Origin of the sequence: Citrobacter sp. C348 (genome assembly GCF_047467975.1) — a bacterium.
Lineage (GTDB): Bacteria > Pseudomonadota > Gammaproteobacteria > Enterobacterales > Enterobacteriaceae > Citrobacter > Citrobacter gillenii.
This window is the reverse complement of record NZ_JASJUJ010000005.1, coordinates 138,331-154,590: the sequence shown is the minus strand read 5'-3', so window position 1 is coordinate 154,590 and position 16,260 is coordinate 138,331. Positions and strand designations below refer to the sequence as shown.

The 16,260-nt window shown below is 51.4% G+C and carries 10 protein-coding genes; 5 read left to right on the top strand and 5 right to left on the bottom strand.

Annotated elements, in window-relative coordinates:
• Positions 1 to 40 precede the first annotated feature (40 nt).
• Genes lapD through QNN86_RS11865 form a run of 5 tightly spaced genes read right to left on the bottom strand, consistent with a single transcriptional unit; the run spans position 41 to position 6,674 of the window.
• On the bottom strand, positions 41 to 1,975 hold the full coding sequence (gene lapD, locus QNN86_RS11885) for a cyclic di-GMP receptor LapD (protein WP_137362598.1): 1,935 nt from the start codon (positions 1,973 to 1,975) through the stop codon (positions 41 to 43).
• Positions 1,976 to 1,984: 9 nt separating this feature from the next.
• Positions 1,985 to 2,674, bottom strand: coding sequence for a cysteine protease LapG (lapG, locus tag QNN86_RS11880; protein WP_414211202.1), 690 nt, complete (start codon positions 2,672 to 2,674; stop codon positions 1,985 to 1,987).
• Positions 2,675 to 2,679: 5 nt separating this feature from the next.
• Complete coding sequence (locus QNN86_RS11875) at positions 2,680 to 3,573, bottom strand: transporter substrate-binding domain-containing protein (protein ID WP_096755939.1); 894 nt, start codon at positions 3,571 to 3,573, stop codon at positions 2,680 to 2,682.
• On the bottom strand, positions 3,557 to 4,489 hold the full coding sequence (locus QNN86_RS11870) for a transporter substrate-binding domain-containing protein (RefSeq protein WP_135911506.1): 933 nt from the start codon (positions 4,487 to 4,489) through the stop codon (positions 3,557 to 3,559). The genes QNN86_RS11875 and QNN86_RS11870 overlap by 17 nt, the downstream gene beginning before the upstream one ends.
• Complete coding sequence (locus tag QNN86_RS11865) at positions 4,482 to 6,674, bottom strand: putative bifunctional diguanylate cyclase/phosphodiesterase (protein ID WP_137399659.1); 2,193 nt, start codon at positions 6,672 to 6,674, stop codon at positions 4,482 to 4,484. Before QNN86_RS11865 ends, QNN86_RS11870 begins: the two co-directional genes overlap by 8 nt.
• A 621-nt stretch (positions 6,675 to 7,295) precedes the next feature.
• Here QNN86_RS11865 and QNN86_RS11860 point away from each other — a divergent pair.
• The 5 genes from QNN86_RS11860 (at position 7,296) to QNN86_RS11840 (ending at position 16,255) form a co-directional block, all read left to right on the top strand.
• Positions 7,296 to 9,488 (top strand): EAL domain-containing protein, encoded by a 2,193-nt coding sequence (locus QNN86_RS11860; protein WP_414211148.1) that lies wholly within the window; start codon positions 7,296 to 7,298, stop codon positions 9,486 to 9,488.
• Between the two features lie 65 nt (positions 9,489 to 9,553).
• Positions 9,554 to 11,644, top strand: coding sequence for a Cache 3/Cache 2 fusion domain-containing protein (locus tag QNN86_RS11855; RefSeq protein ID WP_117343169.1), 2,091 nt, complete (start codon positions 9,554 to 9,556; stop codon positions 11,642 to 11,644).
• Positions 11,641 to 12,708 carry a chemotaxis protein CheB gene (locus QNN86_RS11850; RefSeq protein WP_135911510.1) on the top strand — a complete coding sequence of 356 codons (1,068 nt, stop codon included), beginning with the start codon at positions 11,641 to 11,643 and terminating at the stop codon, positions 12,706 to 12,708. The genes QNN86_RS11855 and QNN86_RS11850 overlap by 4 nt, the downstream gene beginning before the upstream one ends.
• Positions 12,705 to 14,117, top strand: coding sequence for a CheR family methyltransferase (locus QNN86_RS11845; RefSeq protein WP_181596321.1), 1,413 nt, complete (start codon positions 12,705 to 12,707; stop codon positions 14,115 to 14,117). The genes QNN86_RS11850 and QNN86_RS11845 overlap by 4 nt, the downstream gene beginning before the upstream one ends.
• Positions 14,118 to 14,128: 11 nt before the next feature.
• Positions 14,129 to 16,255, top strand: coding sequence for a response regulator (locus QNN86_RS11840; RefSeq protein ID WP_414211147.1), 2,127 nt, complete (start codon positions 14,129 to 14,131; stop codon positions 16,253 to 16,255).
• Positions 16,256 to 16,260 lie beyond the last annotated feature (5 nt).

Below are 16,260 nucleotides of genomic sequence, written 5' to 3'. Positions count from 1 at the left end.
AAAGCAAGCAAAACAACGGCGCCCAGACGGACTGTTTTCATCACAGCGGTGCAGGCTCGCCTAACAGCTGTCCCATTGCGCCATCCACGCCCAGTTCCTGCAACACCTTAAGCTCACCTGCGGTTTCAACGCGCTCGGCAATCAGCGGTAAATCAATACTGCGGGTGGCGTTACAGAGCACTTCAATAAACAAGCGCTTATCTTTTTCTTTGTCGATATGGCGGATATAGCTGCTGTCGATTTTCAGATACGCCAGGCCCCACTGTGACAGATGACCAATCATATCGAAGCGGCTGCCGAAGTGCTGCAGGCCCAGCGAGCAGCGATATTGACTTACGGCTTTAACAAACATCGCCATTTGGTTCGGCCCGGGTAGCTGGTTTTCATCCAGCTCGAGAATTAACCGACCGGCCAGCTTTGGTGCGTATTTCAGCGGATTTAACAGGTCGGAAATGGCGCGAGCACTGGTTACTGAACTGCCTGAAATACTCAGCGCTAACTTACCGGGGGCGATTTTCAGCTGATTTAAGGTTAGTTTTAACATGACCTTGTCCAGACGATGGCTCCAGCCAAAGCGGTGGATCCACGGCAGGAAACGACCGGCGTTAATGGTATTGCCCTGCTCATCAACAATGCGCGACAGCACTTTGTAATGCAGGATTTTATCCGGCTGATGGCAGTCGACCACGGGCTGATACACCAGCTGAAATTGCTGATTCTCCAGCGCGTGCTCCAGACGCACAAACCATAAATGCTGATCTTCGCTCGCTGTGGCGACCTCTGTCGTCGGCACGACCTGGTGGTCGGTATGCGTTTCCGCTTCGACCAGCAGACGATCGGCCTGAATCAACAACGACTGCGGACTGTCTCCGGCGCTGAAGGGCACCATGCTGCAGTAGGCGACCGGCTGTTGATCTGACATTCCGGTGGCATAAAATGCCGTCAGTTTTTGCGTCAGCGAAGTACGCAGTTCCAGCATCTCACCGTGCGTGACGCCGGGGCAGAGCAGGGCGAACTCGCCGCCCCGAATGCGGGCGAGCGTGCTGTCGAGCGGCGCGTATTTGGCTTTGTGTGCATTCAACAGGTTGGCGATATTCAGCAACAGCTTATCGGTATGCGGGCCGCCAAAACGCTGGTTCAGCCCCCCCAAATCCTGAACGCGAACCAACATCAAATAGCCCGGTGCGGTATCCGCATCGCTCAGTCGCGCCTGCAACTGCATATCAAATGCGCGGCGGTTGGCAATACCGGTCTGGCTGTCGAGATAGGCCTCATTGTGCAGGCGCTCGCTGTAGATAGCCTGCTCTTCAAAGAGTGATTTCAGCTTGGTCGCCATCAGGTTCATGGCTGCGACGACCCGGCGCAGTTCCGGCGTTTTTGGCAGTTCAGGCAGCGTCAGGAATTCGCGACGGGTAATCGCTTCTGATTGTTTCGCCAGATAGTTAAGCGGGCGCAGCAGTTTACGCAACAGCATAACTCCCGCCAGCAGGCAGGCCAGACTGCAGGACAGCATCCACACCAAATTGCCTACAGTGCTGCTCCACAAACGTTGCACCGCAAAGATGGGGTCACTGGTGACCTCCACGCGGGCGGCCTGTTGCCAACCGCGCATAATGGTGGCATTGCCCGTTTGCGGGACCACATCTACCAGATCCACAAACCAGCCGGGTACATCCGGGATCGACGCCGCCGCGTGACGTTCCAGCATCGTTGTACCGTTGGTCAGATCGACGATGCGGATTTTTTGATAGTAACCACTATCAAAAATAGAGCTCACCATCAGCTCGATCATCGCCGGATCGTTGACGTTCGGTGTGAGTGAAACCCCCAGAGCCGTTGCCGCATCCTGGGCATGCGCCAGCAGCTGGTTGTTGTATTGATGGCGGGAGCTTTCCAGCGTCACAATAAAACTGCCGCTGAAGACAATCATCATGAAAAGAGAAATAGAAAAAAGTAACTGTTTAAAAAGTGACACTGACGTTCCCTATTTATCTATCGGGAAGCCTTCTTCCCGCATTTTGGTGAATACTTGCTGCCAGCGAGAAAGTCTCTTGCTGTCCCCAATACGTTTTGTGTTCTGGTTGCCCGGCAGCCACAGGCCGCTATCGTTAAATGAGTACACCGGTAATAAATCCTGACGCTGGCTGGCCGGTGAAAGGGTGTTTGTCAGACTATCGAGAACCAGAGGGATGGCGTCAGGCGTGGCATACCAGGTCAGTACCATGTGCGCGCGGTTTAAACGTAGGGCTTTAACGTAAGTGATACGTAGCTTCTCTTCGGAAACACCCAACTGCCGCAGCGTGAAATATTTCGCGATGGCGAAGTCTTCGCAGTCCGCTTTACCCTGGCGCAGGGATTCCACCGGCGTCGCCCAGTAATCGACGTTGTGCCAGACGTCGCTATCCTCGGCGTAACGGAGCTGGGTATTAAAAAACAGATTTACCGCGCGCAGCTGTGTTTGCTCATCGGCATGGCGCAGTTGAATTAAGAGCTTTTGCCAGGCGTTGATGCGCTGTTGTGCCGCAGCGCTGGCGGGGCCATAGAGGACATCGGACTTCTGCATGATGGTGGCAAAATCCCACGCCGCGCGCAGTGAATTGACCATCAATAGCAACAACAGCGCCCCTGGGATCTGCCAGAGGCGAAGTAAGCGCGTGAGTGTACAGACGCTTATTTTTTTCAAGGGTGATGCTGACACGGTGTAGGAGGTTGATTTCCCGTATGTTTACAGGCATAAGGCGCCAGCCATTTTTTGCGCAGCTGTACATTAATAGGGGAAGCGAAAATGGTTTTCAGTGAACTGTCGATGAACGCCACAAACTGCGGATCGTTTTTGCGCATCATAATGGCATAGTGCATATCCGCGCCGATGGTTTCGGCTGACACGCTAAATGTGTCAGGCAGTTCACTCTGATTAATCAGCGGCCAGGCCAGGATATCATCGATAAACAGCGCTGCAGATTCATTCTGCGCCATTTTATTAAACGCCCCGTTTATCGTGGTAGTGGTTATTGTTGAAATATTAAGATGCTGTTCCCGGTTCGCCTTGTTGAATTCCAGCAAATCTTTTGAACTACCTGTCAGGCTAACCGTTCGTCCTTTTAAGTCAGCCAGGGAGTGGATATTGTTTTTACGTAAAGAGATGATGCGCATTTTCGCGATGTAGTAGTTAACGGAAAATGAAACGCTGGAGGTCCGCTCTGGCGCGTTAGTATTTACGCCACAGTCCATGTCTATTTTACGTGTTTTTAATGCAGAAAAGCGTTCCGCAAAATTCACCGGAATATAATGAATGGTTAAGTTATTGAGCTTGAGATACTGCCGCAGTTTGTCCGCAATCAGGTTACACACCGCAATGGTATACCCCGTTACCTTGCCGTTTTGGTCGGTAAAGGAAAACGGCGGCAGCTGGCGATAACCCACGTTCAGTACGCTGCTGATTTGTATGTGTTCCAGCGTGGCGGCATTCTGCTGCGCCATCAACACAGGGGACACGGTGAGGCCAGCCAGTAAAATCAGCCCCTGCGCCACACGTTTTATCCGGGCCATCTCATGCTTAATTATATTTTTCATAATCAAAACCGATCTTCTTTTTTGCTGACGTTAATGCTTTCAGATTATCTGACATGGGAATATTTAAATTGATGGCTTTCGGCGGTATTGGAGACTGAAACCATTTATTGTACAAGGTCGTAAACTCACCGCTGGTCATCAGAGAAGATAACGTGTCATCCACAAAAGCTTTAAATTCTTTATCGTGTAAAGGGAGCAGCAGTCCCGCCGGAAGTGGCGCACTGAGCGCAATACGGGATAGCATATATTCATCCGGGTTGGCGGCCTGCGCAATCATCCCTTTTAATAATACGGTGCTGGAAATCAGCGCCGGATAGGCGCCGCTCTGAACGCCATTGAAGGCGACGTTGTTGTTAGTATCCAGCTCAATATTAATGTTAAGCGCGTTGGCGGTATTAATTTTCTGTAGTTGCTCAACGTAAACTGTGCCGCTTTTTACCAGCACGCTGTGCCCGGAAAGTGCTTGTAGATTGCCATTGTAATCATTCCTACGCATCACATAGCGAGTGCTGGAAAAGTAAAATGGCAATGAGAATTCGCTAATGCTGTGGCGACCCTTCGAATAAAAAGCCGGAATGCACATGATATCAGCCATGTGTTTTTTAATGAGCACAAACTGAGATGCCGAGTTTGCGCGCACCCATTGCGTTTTCAATGTTTTAAGCTGCAGTTTGGTTTTCAGCGCAGCGACGATATTTTTACAGATATCAATGGAATAGCCAGCAGGTGACGTGCCTTCCTGGTACGAGAAAGGAAAGGCATCATCCTGGTAACCGAGGGTGATAGTTTTCATACTGGCAATCTTCTCCAGCGTGCGCTGCTCGGGCGAAACATCCGTCGCGCAGCGTGCAGAGAAGGGGATTAACAGCGCAGCGGCAAGCACAATACGCGTTGCCAAACGCAGGCGATTAGTCATGCATAACCTCTTCTGCAAGGGCTTCATCGGCAAAAGCAGACAACACGTCACGCTCGCGCAGCGGATAGCTGAAGAAATATCCCTGCACATGTTGGCACTTAATTTTGCGCAAAATGTTGCGCTGGAGCGGTGTTTCCACCCCTTCCGCGGTGACGGAGATATTGTACTTTTGCGCGAACTGGATAAGCATCACAATCAAGTACTGGCTGGCATTATCCTGCTCTAACTTATCGATAAGCGTGCGGGCAATCTTGATGCGCGTGAAGGGGTAGACCAGCAAATAGTCCAGCGCGGCGTAGCCTGTTCCCAGATCGTCCATTGCGATGTCGATCCCCATCGCGCGGATCTCTTTCAGTACCGGGAGGGCAATAGACTGATCTAGTTTCTCGGATTCGGTGATTTCAATTTCGAGTCGATTGGCTGACAGTTGGCTGGTGCGTAACGCTTCTTTGATGACGTCGACCAGCCCTGGGCTGTGTAGCTGGTTGGCTGACACATTGACGGCAATGCGGATGTGTTCCGGCCATTTTGCGGCGACGGCGCAAGACTGGCGAATTACCCATTCACCTAAACGCACAATCAGGCCCGAGCTTTCAGCAATATTGATAAAGTAATCCGGGTAAATCAGCCCTTTCGTCGGGTGATTCCAGCGGATCAGCGATTCGTAGCCGTGAACCGTTTCATCCTGCAGATTAACGATGGGCTGGTAGTAAAGTTCGAACTGCTCGTTATCAATACCATCAATAATTTCCTGATTAATGAACAGGCTGTGGCTCTGTTTCATCACCATGCCGTCTTCGAAGAAATGGAAGCAACCGCGGCCATGGTGCTTGGAGGCATACATGGCCAGATCGGCATTGATCATCAATGTTGAGGTATTATTGCCCTGATAAGGGGCGCTGGTAATGCCAATGCTGCAACTGATAGAGAACGTGTGGGTGCTCCAGCTAAACGGTGTGCTCAGCGCGCGCAGAATACGTTTCGCCAGCCGGTTCGCCTCTTTAACGGCGTTGTCGCTGACCTGTTGCAGAATCGCAAACTCATCCCCGCCCAGACGTGCCGCCATATCGTTTGGCCCCAGCAATAATTGCAGGCGCTGCGCCACGTTGATTAACACTTCATCGCCGGCTTTATGGCCGAAGGTGTCGTTTACCGGCTTGAAGTTGTCGAGGTCAATCAACAGCAGGTTGAACGGTTTCTCTGCCTGCTGGACTTCACTGACGCGTTTATCCAGCGCCAGTCCGAAAGAGACGCGATTGGGTAAGCCTGTCAGCGAATCATGATGGGCCATATGCTCCATCTTTTGCGACATTTCATGCATGCGCTGTAGATAGCCGCGTTCTTTCATCGCGACGCGCAATTTTTCAATGGCGCTGGCGAGATGTCCAATCTCATCATCCTGGTCAAGATAGGGGGTGACAGAGTCGGTTTCTTCGCGGGCAATGCGGGTAATGGAGTTAATCAGCAACGGAACCGGGCGGAACAGACGGCGCATGAACAGCGTCACCAGCGTCAGCGTTGCCAGTAAAATGAGGACGAAAATGATACTGCTTTTTTTCAACATCGCATCATAGGCAGCGTACAGATCACTCTTCTTACCAATGCTGCTTATCAGGCTGCCGAGGATTTCACCTGAGGGCGTCAGAACAGGGACGGCGCTGATGAAGCACGCTTCGCCGTTGATCTGGGCAAATCCGATATAGTCATTGACCAGCACATCACGTGGCAAACGCCCGGCGAAGGAGATTACCCCGTCGCCCTCTTCAGACTTATTGTTGATGCCCACGAAACCTTTATCGGGCGTATACAGGAACATCCAGGTGGGATTGTGCGTTTGCGCTGAGGCCAGTGCCAGAACGTCTACCGGGTTGTAGCCGGTCTGAATAATGGAGTCGGTATCGCCAAGCTGTCTGTCCGAGACAATACGGGATATTTGCCCCGTGTCGCGGGTTTCAACCGAAACGGTGGTATACACGCTGCGGATGATGTAGGTCATGATCTGGGCGTTGGCTTCTGCTCTCTGTACCCACTGCTGATAAGAAAAGTTGTCGATCAGGCTCCAACTGGTAAAGGCACCAGCACCAAACGCAATAATGATCCCCGCCAGCAAAAACTGTGTTATTTTGCCGGTGATCGAATGTTGCCATCCTTTTATTGCCTTTAGGGAAAACAGAGACGTGGCCACGGATTCTTTTTAATTCCTGAAAATACACATATATGCTGAATTAAATTTCTTTTATGACTTAATGAAATAACAGTATGGGTATTTTTGTTACAAGTAAGTAGATGAAAGGTGTGAAACTCTCAGGTACAACATTTAATTAACACTGGAGCTGAATAGCTAACGATAAAATAACGGTGTATAAATATAAGGATCGCTGTACATTTCGTCAACAGGTAAAAATGTACATTAAAACACAATTTCATTCAGTGGTGATGTGTCATGTTAATGTTGACATTAATGCCTGTAAGGAATGTTTTTTGTACACACGTTAAAGATGTGCGATGGATACGCTGGCGGCGCTGTATTTTTACACTATTAATCAATTGATTAGGTTGCTTATTAACTGGTGAGATAAAAATAAAAATATCATGATATGTCCATTTTTATCTATAAATGATGGTTTATTTTCTGATGCGATATGAATAAGATGCACGCTTCAATGTAGAACCTTTTTTATTTTCTCAGTGTGCGGTTAATGTCATCAATTTTACAATGGTTAATGACTGGCCCAAATGGATTTGTTTGCGACATTAGAATCTGGATTAAAGTCCTATTGGTATAGTGTATAGCGGATAAATTGATTTGGACGCAATAATAAATACAAACACTGCAAAAATCACTCGTGAATGGTGTCTGCCGCTTGCTATTCCTGGCCTTTTTTATCCACTGGCACACTATCTTAACGGTTACTGCATTCTTAATAATACTCTATTAACCGTTTACGATCTCAAATTAGCCGTATTTTCCGCCGCATTGGTTCTCTTTGGTTATCGGGTTCTGCCGGGGATAATGCTGTTTCTGGCGGTGATGTTTTGGGTTGGTCCTGCAGGCGAACACGTGGACGCGTTGTGCCTGACGGCGGCATCGACGCTGAGCTATGCCATTTATCGTAAAGTGACGGGCAGACGCAGTAGCGCCAGCTTTAGCCGGATCACCATCAGCCTGAATCGTATGATTTGGCTCTGCGGCTACAACATTTTGCTGTATCTGCTTTTCAGCAAAATGTTCGCCTTTGTGGTTCCCCACAGTCAGCGATCGGATGTGGCGAACCTGCATATTATGAGTCTGGAAATGCTGGTGCGTGTCCAGGGACTTGCTAACGGTTGCCTGACGGGGATCCCCTTTTTCTACAAAGCATTTCGCATCCTGCGCCGACCGTCCTGGTCGTTTACCTTTATTAAGTCGATCGGCGAACAATGCAAAGGCAATGTCACGGTATACGGCGTCATGGCGTGGTGCACCGTGCTTATTGGTCTGATGCTATGTTTAACGTCGCCCTATAACTCGAATATTTTCTTCTCATTCTACAGCCTGATCCTGCTTTTCCCGTTGATGCTGTGGGGAGCTATTAAGATTGGCCACTCATTTACGATGCTGGTGTGGACGGTGGTATTAATTATTCTGGGCAAGCATAACGATAATTATATCGCCAGCGATGAGAGTTTCATGCTGCACCAGGCTATGGTTTCAACGCTTATTTTTATCTTTTCACTCACCATTGTGATTATGGGCGCGCTGGCAAAATTTACCCGTCAACGATTTAGCCAGGCGCTGGTATTAGGTCTGACCGACCCGATGACGGGCATGGCAAACTTGCGTGCGCTGAAGACGGAGCTGTTTACGACCGAACATGCGACGGTGTGCCTGATTCAACTCCCCGAACTGGAGCTTTTTTCCCGCCGCTACGGTTTTCATTTTCGTACCCGTTATCAGAAAATTTTGGCTGAGCATTTGCAAAAGCACTTGGTCGAAAGTGAGAAGGTCTATTATCACGCCGGTTATGATCTGCTGATCAGGCTGGAAAATTGTACCTGGGAGCGGTTGTGTGATTTATACCAGGCTGCTAACGGTTTTCGCCTTTTTCATAATAATCAGCGGCTGGGGTTTCGCAGTGGTTTGGGCTATTGCCTGATTCACGATGTGAGCGATGACATCTATCAGTTGGTGGGGAAACTGGGCATGGTCGCGGGGTTGTCTCTGACCAACGGCAGACCCGAAAACCTGGAAACGCAACATAGCCGCATGCTCGGCAACCATATTGTGGATAAAACCGATATTCGCACAGCGTTGCAAAATGCGTTGGATAACAATGCGTTTGTGCTGATGGCCCAGCCTATTGTCAGCACCCAGGGCGAAGAACACTATCATGAAATATTGATCCGCATGTTAAACGATAAGGGTGAATTTATTTCGCCAAACAGTTTTCTGCCGGTAGCGCATGATGCGGGGCTGGCACCGGAAATCGATTTATGGGTCATCGAAAATACGCTCAAAGCCATGTGTCACCATCCACAGCGTTGCTTTTCTATTAACCTGGCACCGGTGACGGTGTGTCGTTCAAATATTGTCTCGAAGATCACCCAGCTCTTACAGGAATACGCCGTCGCGCCGCAGCGAATTATTTTTGAGATTACCGAAGCGGATACGCTGTCCGATAAACAACAAACCGTAGAAACGCTGCGTTTAATTCGCCAATTAGGCTGCCGGGTGGCGATTGATGATTTTGGTACCGGGTTCGCCAGCCATGCGCGTTTGATGAATATCGAGGCGGACATTTTGAAAATTGATGGCTCGTTTATTCGGCGGATCACGGAAAGTGAAATCAGCTACTACATCGTTGAATCATTCTGCCGCGTTGCCGAAATGAAAAACATGCAAGTCGTCGCCGAATTTGTGGAAAACGCCAGTATTCAGGCATGCCTGGAGCAAATGAACGTGGGGTGGTTGCAGGGATATCACATTGGTAAGCCGACACCGCTGCTCACGCTGAAATAGCGTGGCGCCAGCATAATTCTGACTCAAAAAAAGAACAGCGCCTTCTCAGACAGAGAATAAAAAATATGAGTGACATGATTAAAGTAAAAGAACGCCCGGCGGCCATATCTTCAGACGGACCCACTGCACGAGTGCTCGCCTGGCTGCACAGTATTCACCTGGGTGTCGCGATGAAACTCGGCATGATTCTGGTGGTGTGCATTGCCACGCTGCTGATTGGCGCCTCTTTTATGTTATCGAATTATCTGTCCAGCGAGCTGCAGGTTAATGCGCTGGAAATGATCAAAACCAACACCCGTATTTTCCACAACAATATCTCTAATGAGTTTCAACGGGTTACCCGGGATGCAGAACATTACAGCAATGTTTATATTAATAACTATCAGAATGTAGCCAATAAGCCACTGCGCTCTATGGACGCGTCTGAACTAAAAGCCGTTTTGAGTAACCCCAATACAAACGACCATTTCACCGAATTAACCAGCGTCTTTGCCAGTACCTTTATTCTGCAGGGCGAGCAGTTTGTTCGCGTCAGCAGCACGTTGCTGGCCAGTTCCGGTAACACGGCGACGGCAACGGTATTGGGGCGCGATAATCCGGCATTGCCATTACTACTGAAAAATAAACCGTTTTCAGGTGTGGTCACGCTGTTTGGTAAGCAGTTTATTAGCCACTATGAGCCGATTGCCGATAAATATGGTCAGGTGATTGGTGCCGTGGCGGTCGGGTTTGATGTCAAACAGACCCTGCAACCGATCATCAGGCAGTTATTGGATGTGCATATTGGTAAAAATGGCTACGCCTACGTGCTGGATGCCGGGTTCGACCCCGGGCGTATGTTGGCGCACCCTTCGCTGGCTAACCAGCAGGCGGTGAATATTACTGACGCCAACGGTTATAAGCTGTTTGCCGATATCCTCGAACATAAAAATGGCATCACCTACTACAACTGGGTGAGTGGCTATGGTGTCGCACCTAAGACCAAAGTTGCCGTCTATGAGTACATTGAAGGGATCAACTGGATCATCGCCACCACCAGCTATGTGGATGATGTCGCCAAGAGCAGCAATCTTGTGCGCAATGGCCTGTTGCTGTTCACCGCGTTGCTGTTGCCCATCATTTTATTGCTGATTGCGATTGCCAGCCGCTTCCTGATTTCACGCCGTCTAAACCGTGTGCTGAGAATTGCGCAGACCATCGCGGAAGGTGACTTAACGGTGGATGTGCAGGTCGATCATCCTGATGAAATTGGCGAACTGCTCGGCGCGGTAGAAATGATGCGCCAGCGCCTGCACTCGCTGGTGGGAGATATGGTGTCTCATGCGAACTCAGTGCACCAGGCATCATTGCACATCACCGAGGCGGTAGACGGCCAGGCCTCAACCAGCGTGGAAACCTCATCTTCAGTGGCTGAAATTACCTCCACCATGGAAGAGCTGTCGGCCTCTTCCACCCAGATAGCCGAGCATTCGCGGGCGGTGGTCGATATTGCCAACCAGACGCTTGAGGATTGCAATAAAGGCTCGGATTCGATGTCGCAGCTGCTGATGCGTATGACGGATATCGACAACGATAACCAACAAAACATGCGTGAAATCATGATGCTCGGCAACAAGTCGACGGAAATCAGCCGCGTGATGGTGATCATTAACAGTGTGGCGGATCAAACCAAACTGATCGCCTTTAACGCCGCGCTGGAAGCGGCCAGCGCCGGAGAAGCCGGGAAACGTTTCTCCGTGGTGGCGGCTGAAATCCGTCGTCTGGCGGATTCAGTCACCGAATCGACGGTTGAAATCGAGAATAAAATTAGTGAAATCCAGAACGCGATTAATCGCCTGGTGCTGAACGCGGAAAAAGGTGGCGAGAGCATAAAATCGGGGACGAGGGCGTGTCAGCTGAGCGCTGAGCACCTGAATGATATCGTCGTTACCGCAGAGCAAACCTCTACGGCGGCGCTGCAGATCTCGCTGTCTACCCAGCAGCAGAAAACCGCCAGCAATCAGGTGGTTATGGCGCTGCGTGAAATTGTTGTCGCCAGTAACTACACGTCGCAGTCGATCAAAGACATTCTGATTGTGAGTCAGGATATGACACAGCTGTCGAAGGCGCTGAAAGAGGCCTCTGCATCATTCACCCTGATGGATATGGATGCATGAGTAGCCGCGGTATTCGGGTACTGATCCTGGATTTGGGCAGCGTGTCGCGCAACCAACTGGTCAAGCAACTGGAAGATCATCCACATATTTCGGTGGTTGGGCAGGCGGCCCATCGCCGCCAGGCAATGCGGTTGTTGCAACAGTTAGGGCCTGATCTGCTGATCCTTACGCTGGAAACGTCGACCGCCGATAACGTCGAGATCGTCGAAACCATCATGGCGACCAGCGCAATCCCTATTCTGGTCATGCATTTTGGTGGTGAAAATGCAGGCGATGAGGATTACATCTCTCGCGGGGCGCTGGCGGTGTTGCACTATAACTACGACTCCCCACTCGCCACCCGGACGCTGCATCGACAGGTGGAACTGCTGGTGGGCGTAAAGGTCATCCGTCATATCAAGGGGTTACGCTACCCTGCAGAACCGAGTGTATCGGGCACGCGTTTGGCAATGGAAACGATTGAGACCACGGCCGACTGGCCCTATGTGCTGGCGATTGCCTGTTCGACCGGTGGGCCGCAGGCACTGAGCAAACTGTTGCAGGATTTACCCGGTACGTTCCCGTGTCCGGTACTGATTGCCCAGCACATTGCCGATGGTTTCGCCAAGAATATGGTGCACTGGCTGGACAGCGTAACCGACCTGAAGGTACGACTGGCGCAGGATAATGACCCGGTCGAAGCTGGAAATGTCTATATCCTGCCACCGGAACAGCATCTGATCGTCAAAAGTAACCAACGGCTGGCGACGGTTCCACGACAAGAAAGCGACGTGTATCACCCCAGCTGCAATCTGTTACTGGAGTCGGTCGCTGAGGTGTTCCGCGAAAAAGCGGTTGGGCTGATCATGACCGGAATGGGCAGCGATGGATGTCGCGGCATCGAGCTTATCGTCCAGCGAGGTGGACGAACGCTGGCGCAAGATGAAGAAAGTTCGGTGGTCTTTGGTATGAACAAGAACGCGATTGATAAGCAGCTCATACACCGCACGATCCCGCTGAATGGCCTCGCGAAGGTGCTGCTTTCGATGGCAGGTCACGGGCATTTCGAGAGTACATTGCCATGATACCCAACCTTCCAGAATATGCCCGCTTGATCAAAGAACGGGTGGGTTTGCACTTTGATAATGCGATGGAAGCGCTGCTGAAATCGGCGCTGAGTCAGCGCATGGCTGAGCGTAATATCACTGATTATTATGAATACTATGAAAAACTGCGGCTGTCGCAGGACGAGTTTGATCGCTTTATTACCCTGATTACGATTAACGAAACGTATTTTTTCCGTGAAAGCGACACGCTGGATTTAATCTGCGAAAAATGGGTGCCGCGCATCATGCAGCAGCGTAGCGGTCCGGTGCGTATTCTTAGCGCAGGGTGTTCATCAGGGGAAGAAGCCTACTCGCTGGCCATCAAACTGCATGAAAAGTACCAGGATGGGATGGCGGAACGGGTTGAACTCTACGGCTGTGATATTGACCCGGCAATTCTCGCGAAAGCCAGAAATGCCAGCTATTCCAGCTACTCGTTTCGTGGCGTCGATCCGTTAATTCAGCAGCGCTATTTTACCCGTACGGGAAACCAGTTTCGGCTGCATGACGCCATCCGTGAAAAAGTGTCATTCCACCGCACCAACATCATCAAAGAGCAACTGCTGCCGGAAGTGGACATTATTTTGCTGCGCAACGTGTCTATCTATTTCGACACGCCGACCCGCCGCGAGCTGCACGCAAATTTGCAAAAGATGCTGCAGCCGCACGGCGCTCTGTTCTTCGGCAACGCAGAAACGCTGGCGAACAATTTCGATATCCTGAAGCTTGAGCAGGAAGAGAGCATTTTCTATTTTTGCCACCACGCTGAATCTCCTCGGGTGGTGCCAACACCACGGGCTACGCCGCGCGCGACCGTCATCGCCCCCGTTGTTGCCGTCGAGCCTGCCGCACCCGCGACGCTTAAGTCTGACGACTGGCTGAAAAAGGCGCGTGCCTGCCTCGATGAAAAACGTTTTTCCGATGCTGAAAAGTGTATCGCCTGCGTATTACGCAGCGATCCTGGCCATCAGGATGCGCTGCTGATTCAGGGCGTGATTGCGCTTGAGCAGCGAGAGTTCTCGCAGACCACCGGCAATGCGCAAAAGATCCTCGCCCAGGATGAATGGTCGGCAGAGGCAAAAATGTTGCTCGGTCTGGCGATGATGTGGCAGCACCAGACGCAGCAGGCGATTGCCTGGTTCAAACAGGTGGTTTATCAGGAACCGGGTTACTGGCCCGCGCATTATTATCTGGCCGAAATGTATCGCCAAAGTGAACTTCACCAGCCCGCGCAGCGGACTTATCGCGTGGTGATGCAATTACTTAACGATGAAATCAACAATCCTTCAACGGTGTGTCGTCTACGTTTGCCGATGGTCTTTCCCGGCACGACGTTTCGCTTTCTGTGTGAACATCAACTGGCGCAATTCGCCCATCAAAGCGGGTAATAAGAACGATTATGGCTATCTGTCTAAAAAAATTCGTTCTGCGTTTTATTGATGAAGGGAGAGGTCATTTGCAGACGCTCAGCGAGGGGGCCTTTCTGCTCTCCGCTGGGGAACATACTGATGCCGGGATAGGTGAGATGTTTCGCGCCGCGCATACCCTGAAAGGGGGCGCACGGATGCTGAAACTGCAAAGTATCGCCGATGTCACGCATCACCTGGAGGACGTCCTGAGCGAACTGCGGGAAAAAAAACTGACGCCGGACCGGGCGCTGGGCAACCTGATTCATGAAGCGGTGGAGTATCTCTCAAACCAATTGACTCAGCTTTTTGTCAGCGCAGGGGATAACCAGCTGCCGCCTGCGGATGCGGGGCTGTGTGAACGTCTTGCCTGTGCGAGCCGTGGGGAAGCCGCTACGTTGGCGGTGGAGGCGGTTATTCACGCGGACAAACCCGCGCCGTCGGCGGCGTCGATTACCGTGGACGGTGGCATTAAGCAGGCTGACTTCGTGCGCGTCAAGCTCAACAAGCTGGATGATCTGATCGACATATTGGGAGAGGTGGTCGCCGGTCATGACCGCCTGGAACAGCAGATACAGAACCTGAGTCACATTGTGCCGCGGTTGTTAGGGCTAAGCGCAGAGCAACTTCGTCAGCAGATCCGCGATTTCAGCGCCCAGTTAAAAGAGAGCGTACAGGTTCAGCATTTGCAGATGTTTGAACTGTATGACGTGGCGGCGCGGATCCGCATGCTCCCGCTTTCCACGCTCTTTGAGCCGATTTCATTGCAGGTGAGCGAGTTGGCTTCCACGCTGAATAAGCAGGTGGTCTGCCGCTTTGTGGGGGGCGAAGTGGAGATCGACCGCCAGCTCATTGACCGGCTATCGGAGTCGCTGACGCATTTACTGCGTAACGCTGTCGATCACGGTATTGGTGACATCGATGAGCGGTTGGCGCTCGGTAAATCCACGCGCGGTACGATCACCATCACCACGCAGCAGGATGGCAGCGGAATATTACTGCGAGTAGAAGATGATGGCCGTGGGCTGAACTATCCGGCCATCAGCGCGAAGGCGGTCAGTAGAGGACTGGTTCCCGCGTCGATGGCCGGACAGCTCTCCGAGCAGGAGTGCAATGAGCTGATTTTTCACCCCGGTTTTTCGACCAGCAAAATCGTCTCTGAGCTTTCTGGACGCGGCGTCGGTCTTGATGTGGTGCGTAAAACGGTGGTCACCGATCTGCAGGGGGATTTGCAGGTGCACAGTCGCCAGGGCGTGGGGACAAGCTTCACGCTGCGCCTGCCGGTGTCACTGACAATGATGCGTATCCTGCAATTTGAAGAGCAGGGACATCTGTTTGGGTTGCCCGCGCAGTACGTGGTTGAGGTGGTGGAGTACACCCCGGAGGGGATCAGCGATATTGCCGGACGCCCGGCCATTATTTTGCATAACGAGTTTATTCCGGTGGTTTGTGCAGGCCTGCTACTGGGAATACACGCACGCCAGGGAAGCGCCTCTCCGGCGGGGCAGCGCTTAATCATTGTGCAGAATCAGTACAGCAAGATGGCGCTGCGGGTCGATAAGTTGCTCGATGAGCGCAAGATGATGATCAAACCGTTACCGAAGCATATGCAGCAGCAATCGCTGGTATCCGGAATGGTCCAGACGCCGGAGAACCAGCTGGTCAGTATTTTACAAGTTCCGGCGTTGATGGCGATGGCGCAGCAATCGCGACAAACCAGTACGCCCGTAAAACCGGTGAGTGTGGCGCAAAACGCCTGGCATGTTCTGGTGGTTGATGACTCGCTGAATACCCGCGAGATAGAAAAAAATGTACTGGAAGCGCACGGCTATCAGGTGACACTGGCGGAAGATGGGTTGTCAGGCTTGCAAAAAGCAAAACTGACCCAGTTTGATGCGGTCCTGACGGATGTCGAAATGCCGTTTATGGACGGTTTTACCTTCACCAAATCACTGCGTGGCGAGAAAAACTACCAGCACACGCCGATTATTATCGTGACCTCCCGCGCCAAGGAAGAAGACCGGCGGCGCGGTATTCAGGTAGGCGCGGATGCCTATATTGCCAAGGGCGATTTCGAGCAGGACAGCCTGATAAAAACCTTAAAAATGCTGTTGTGCTGAGGGCA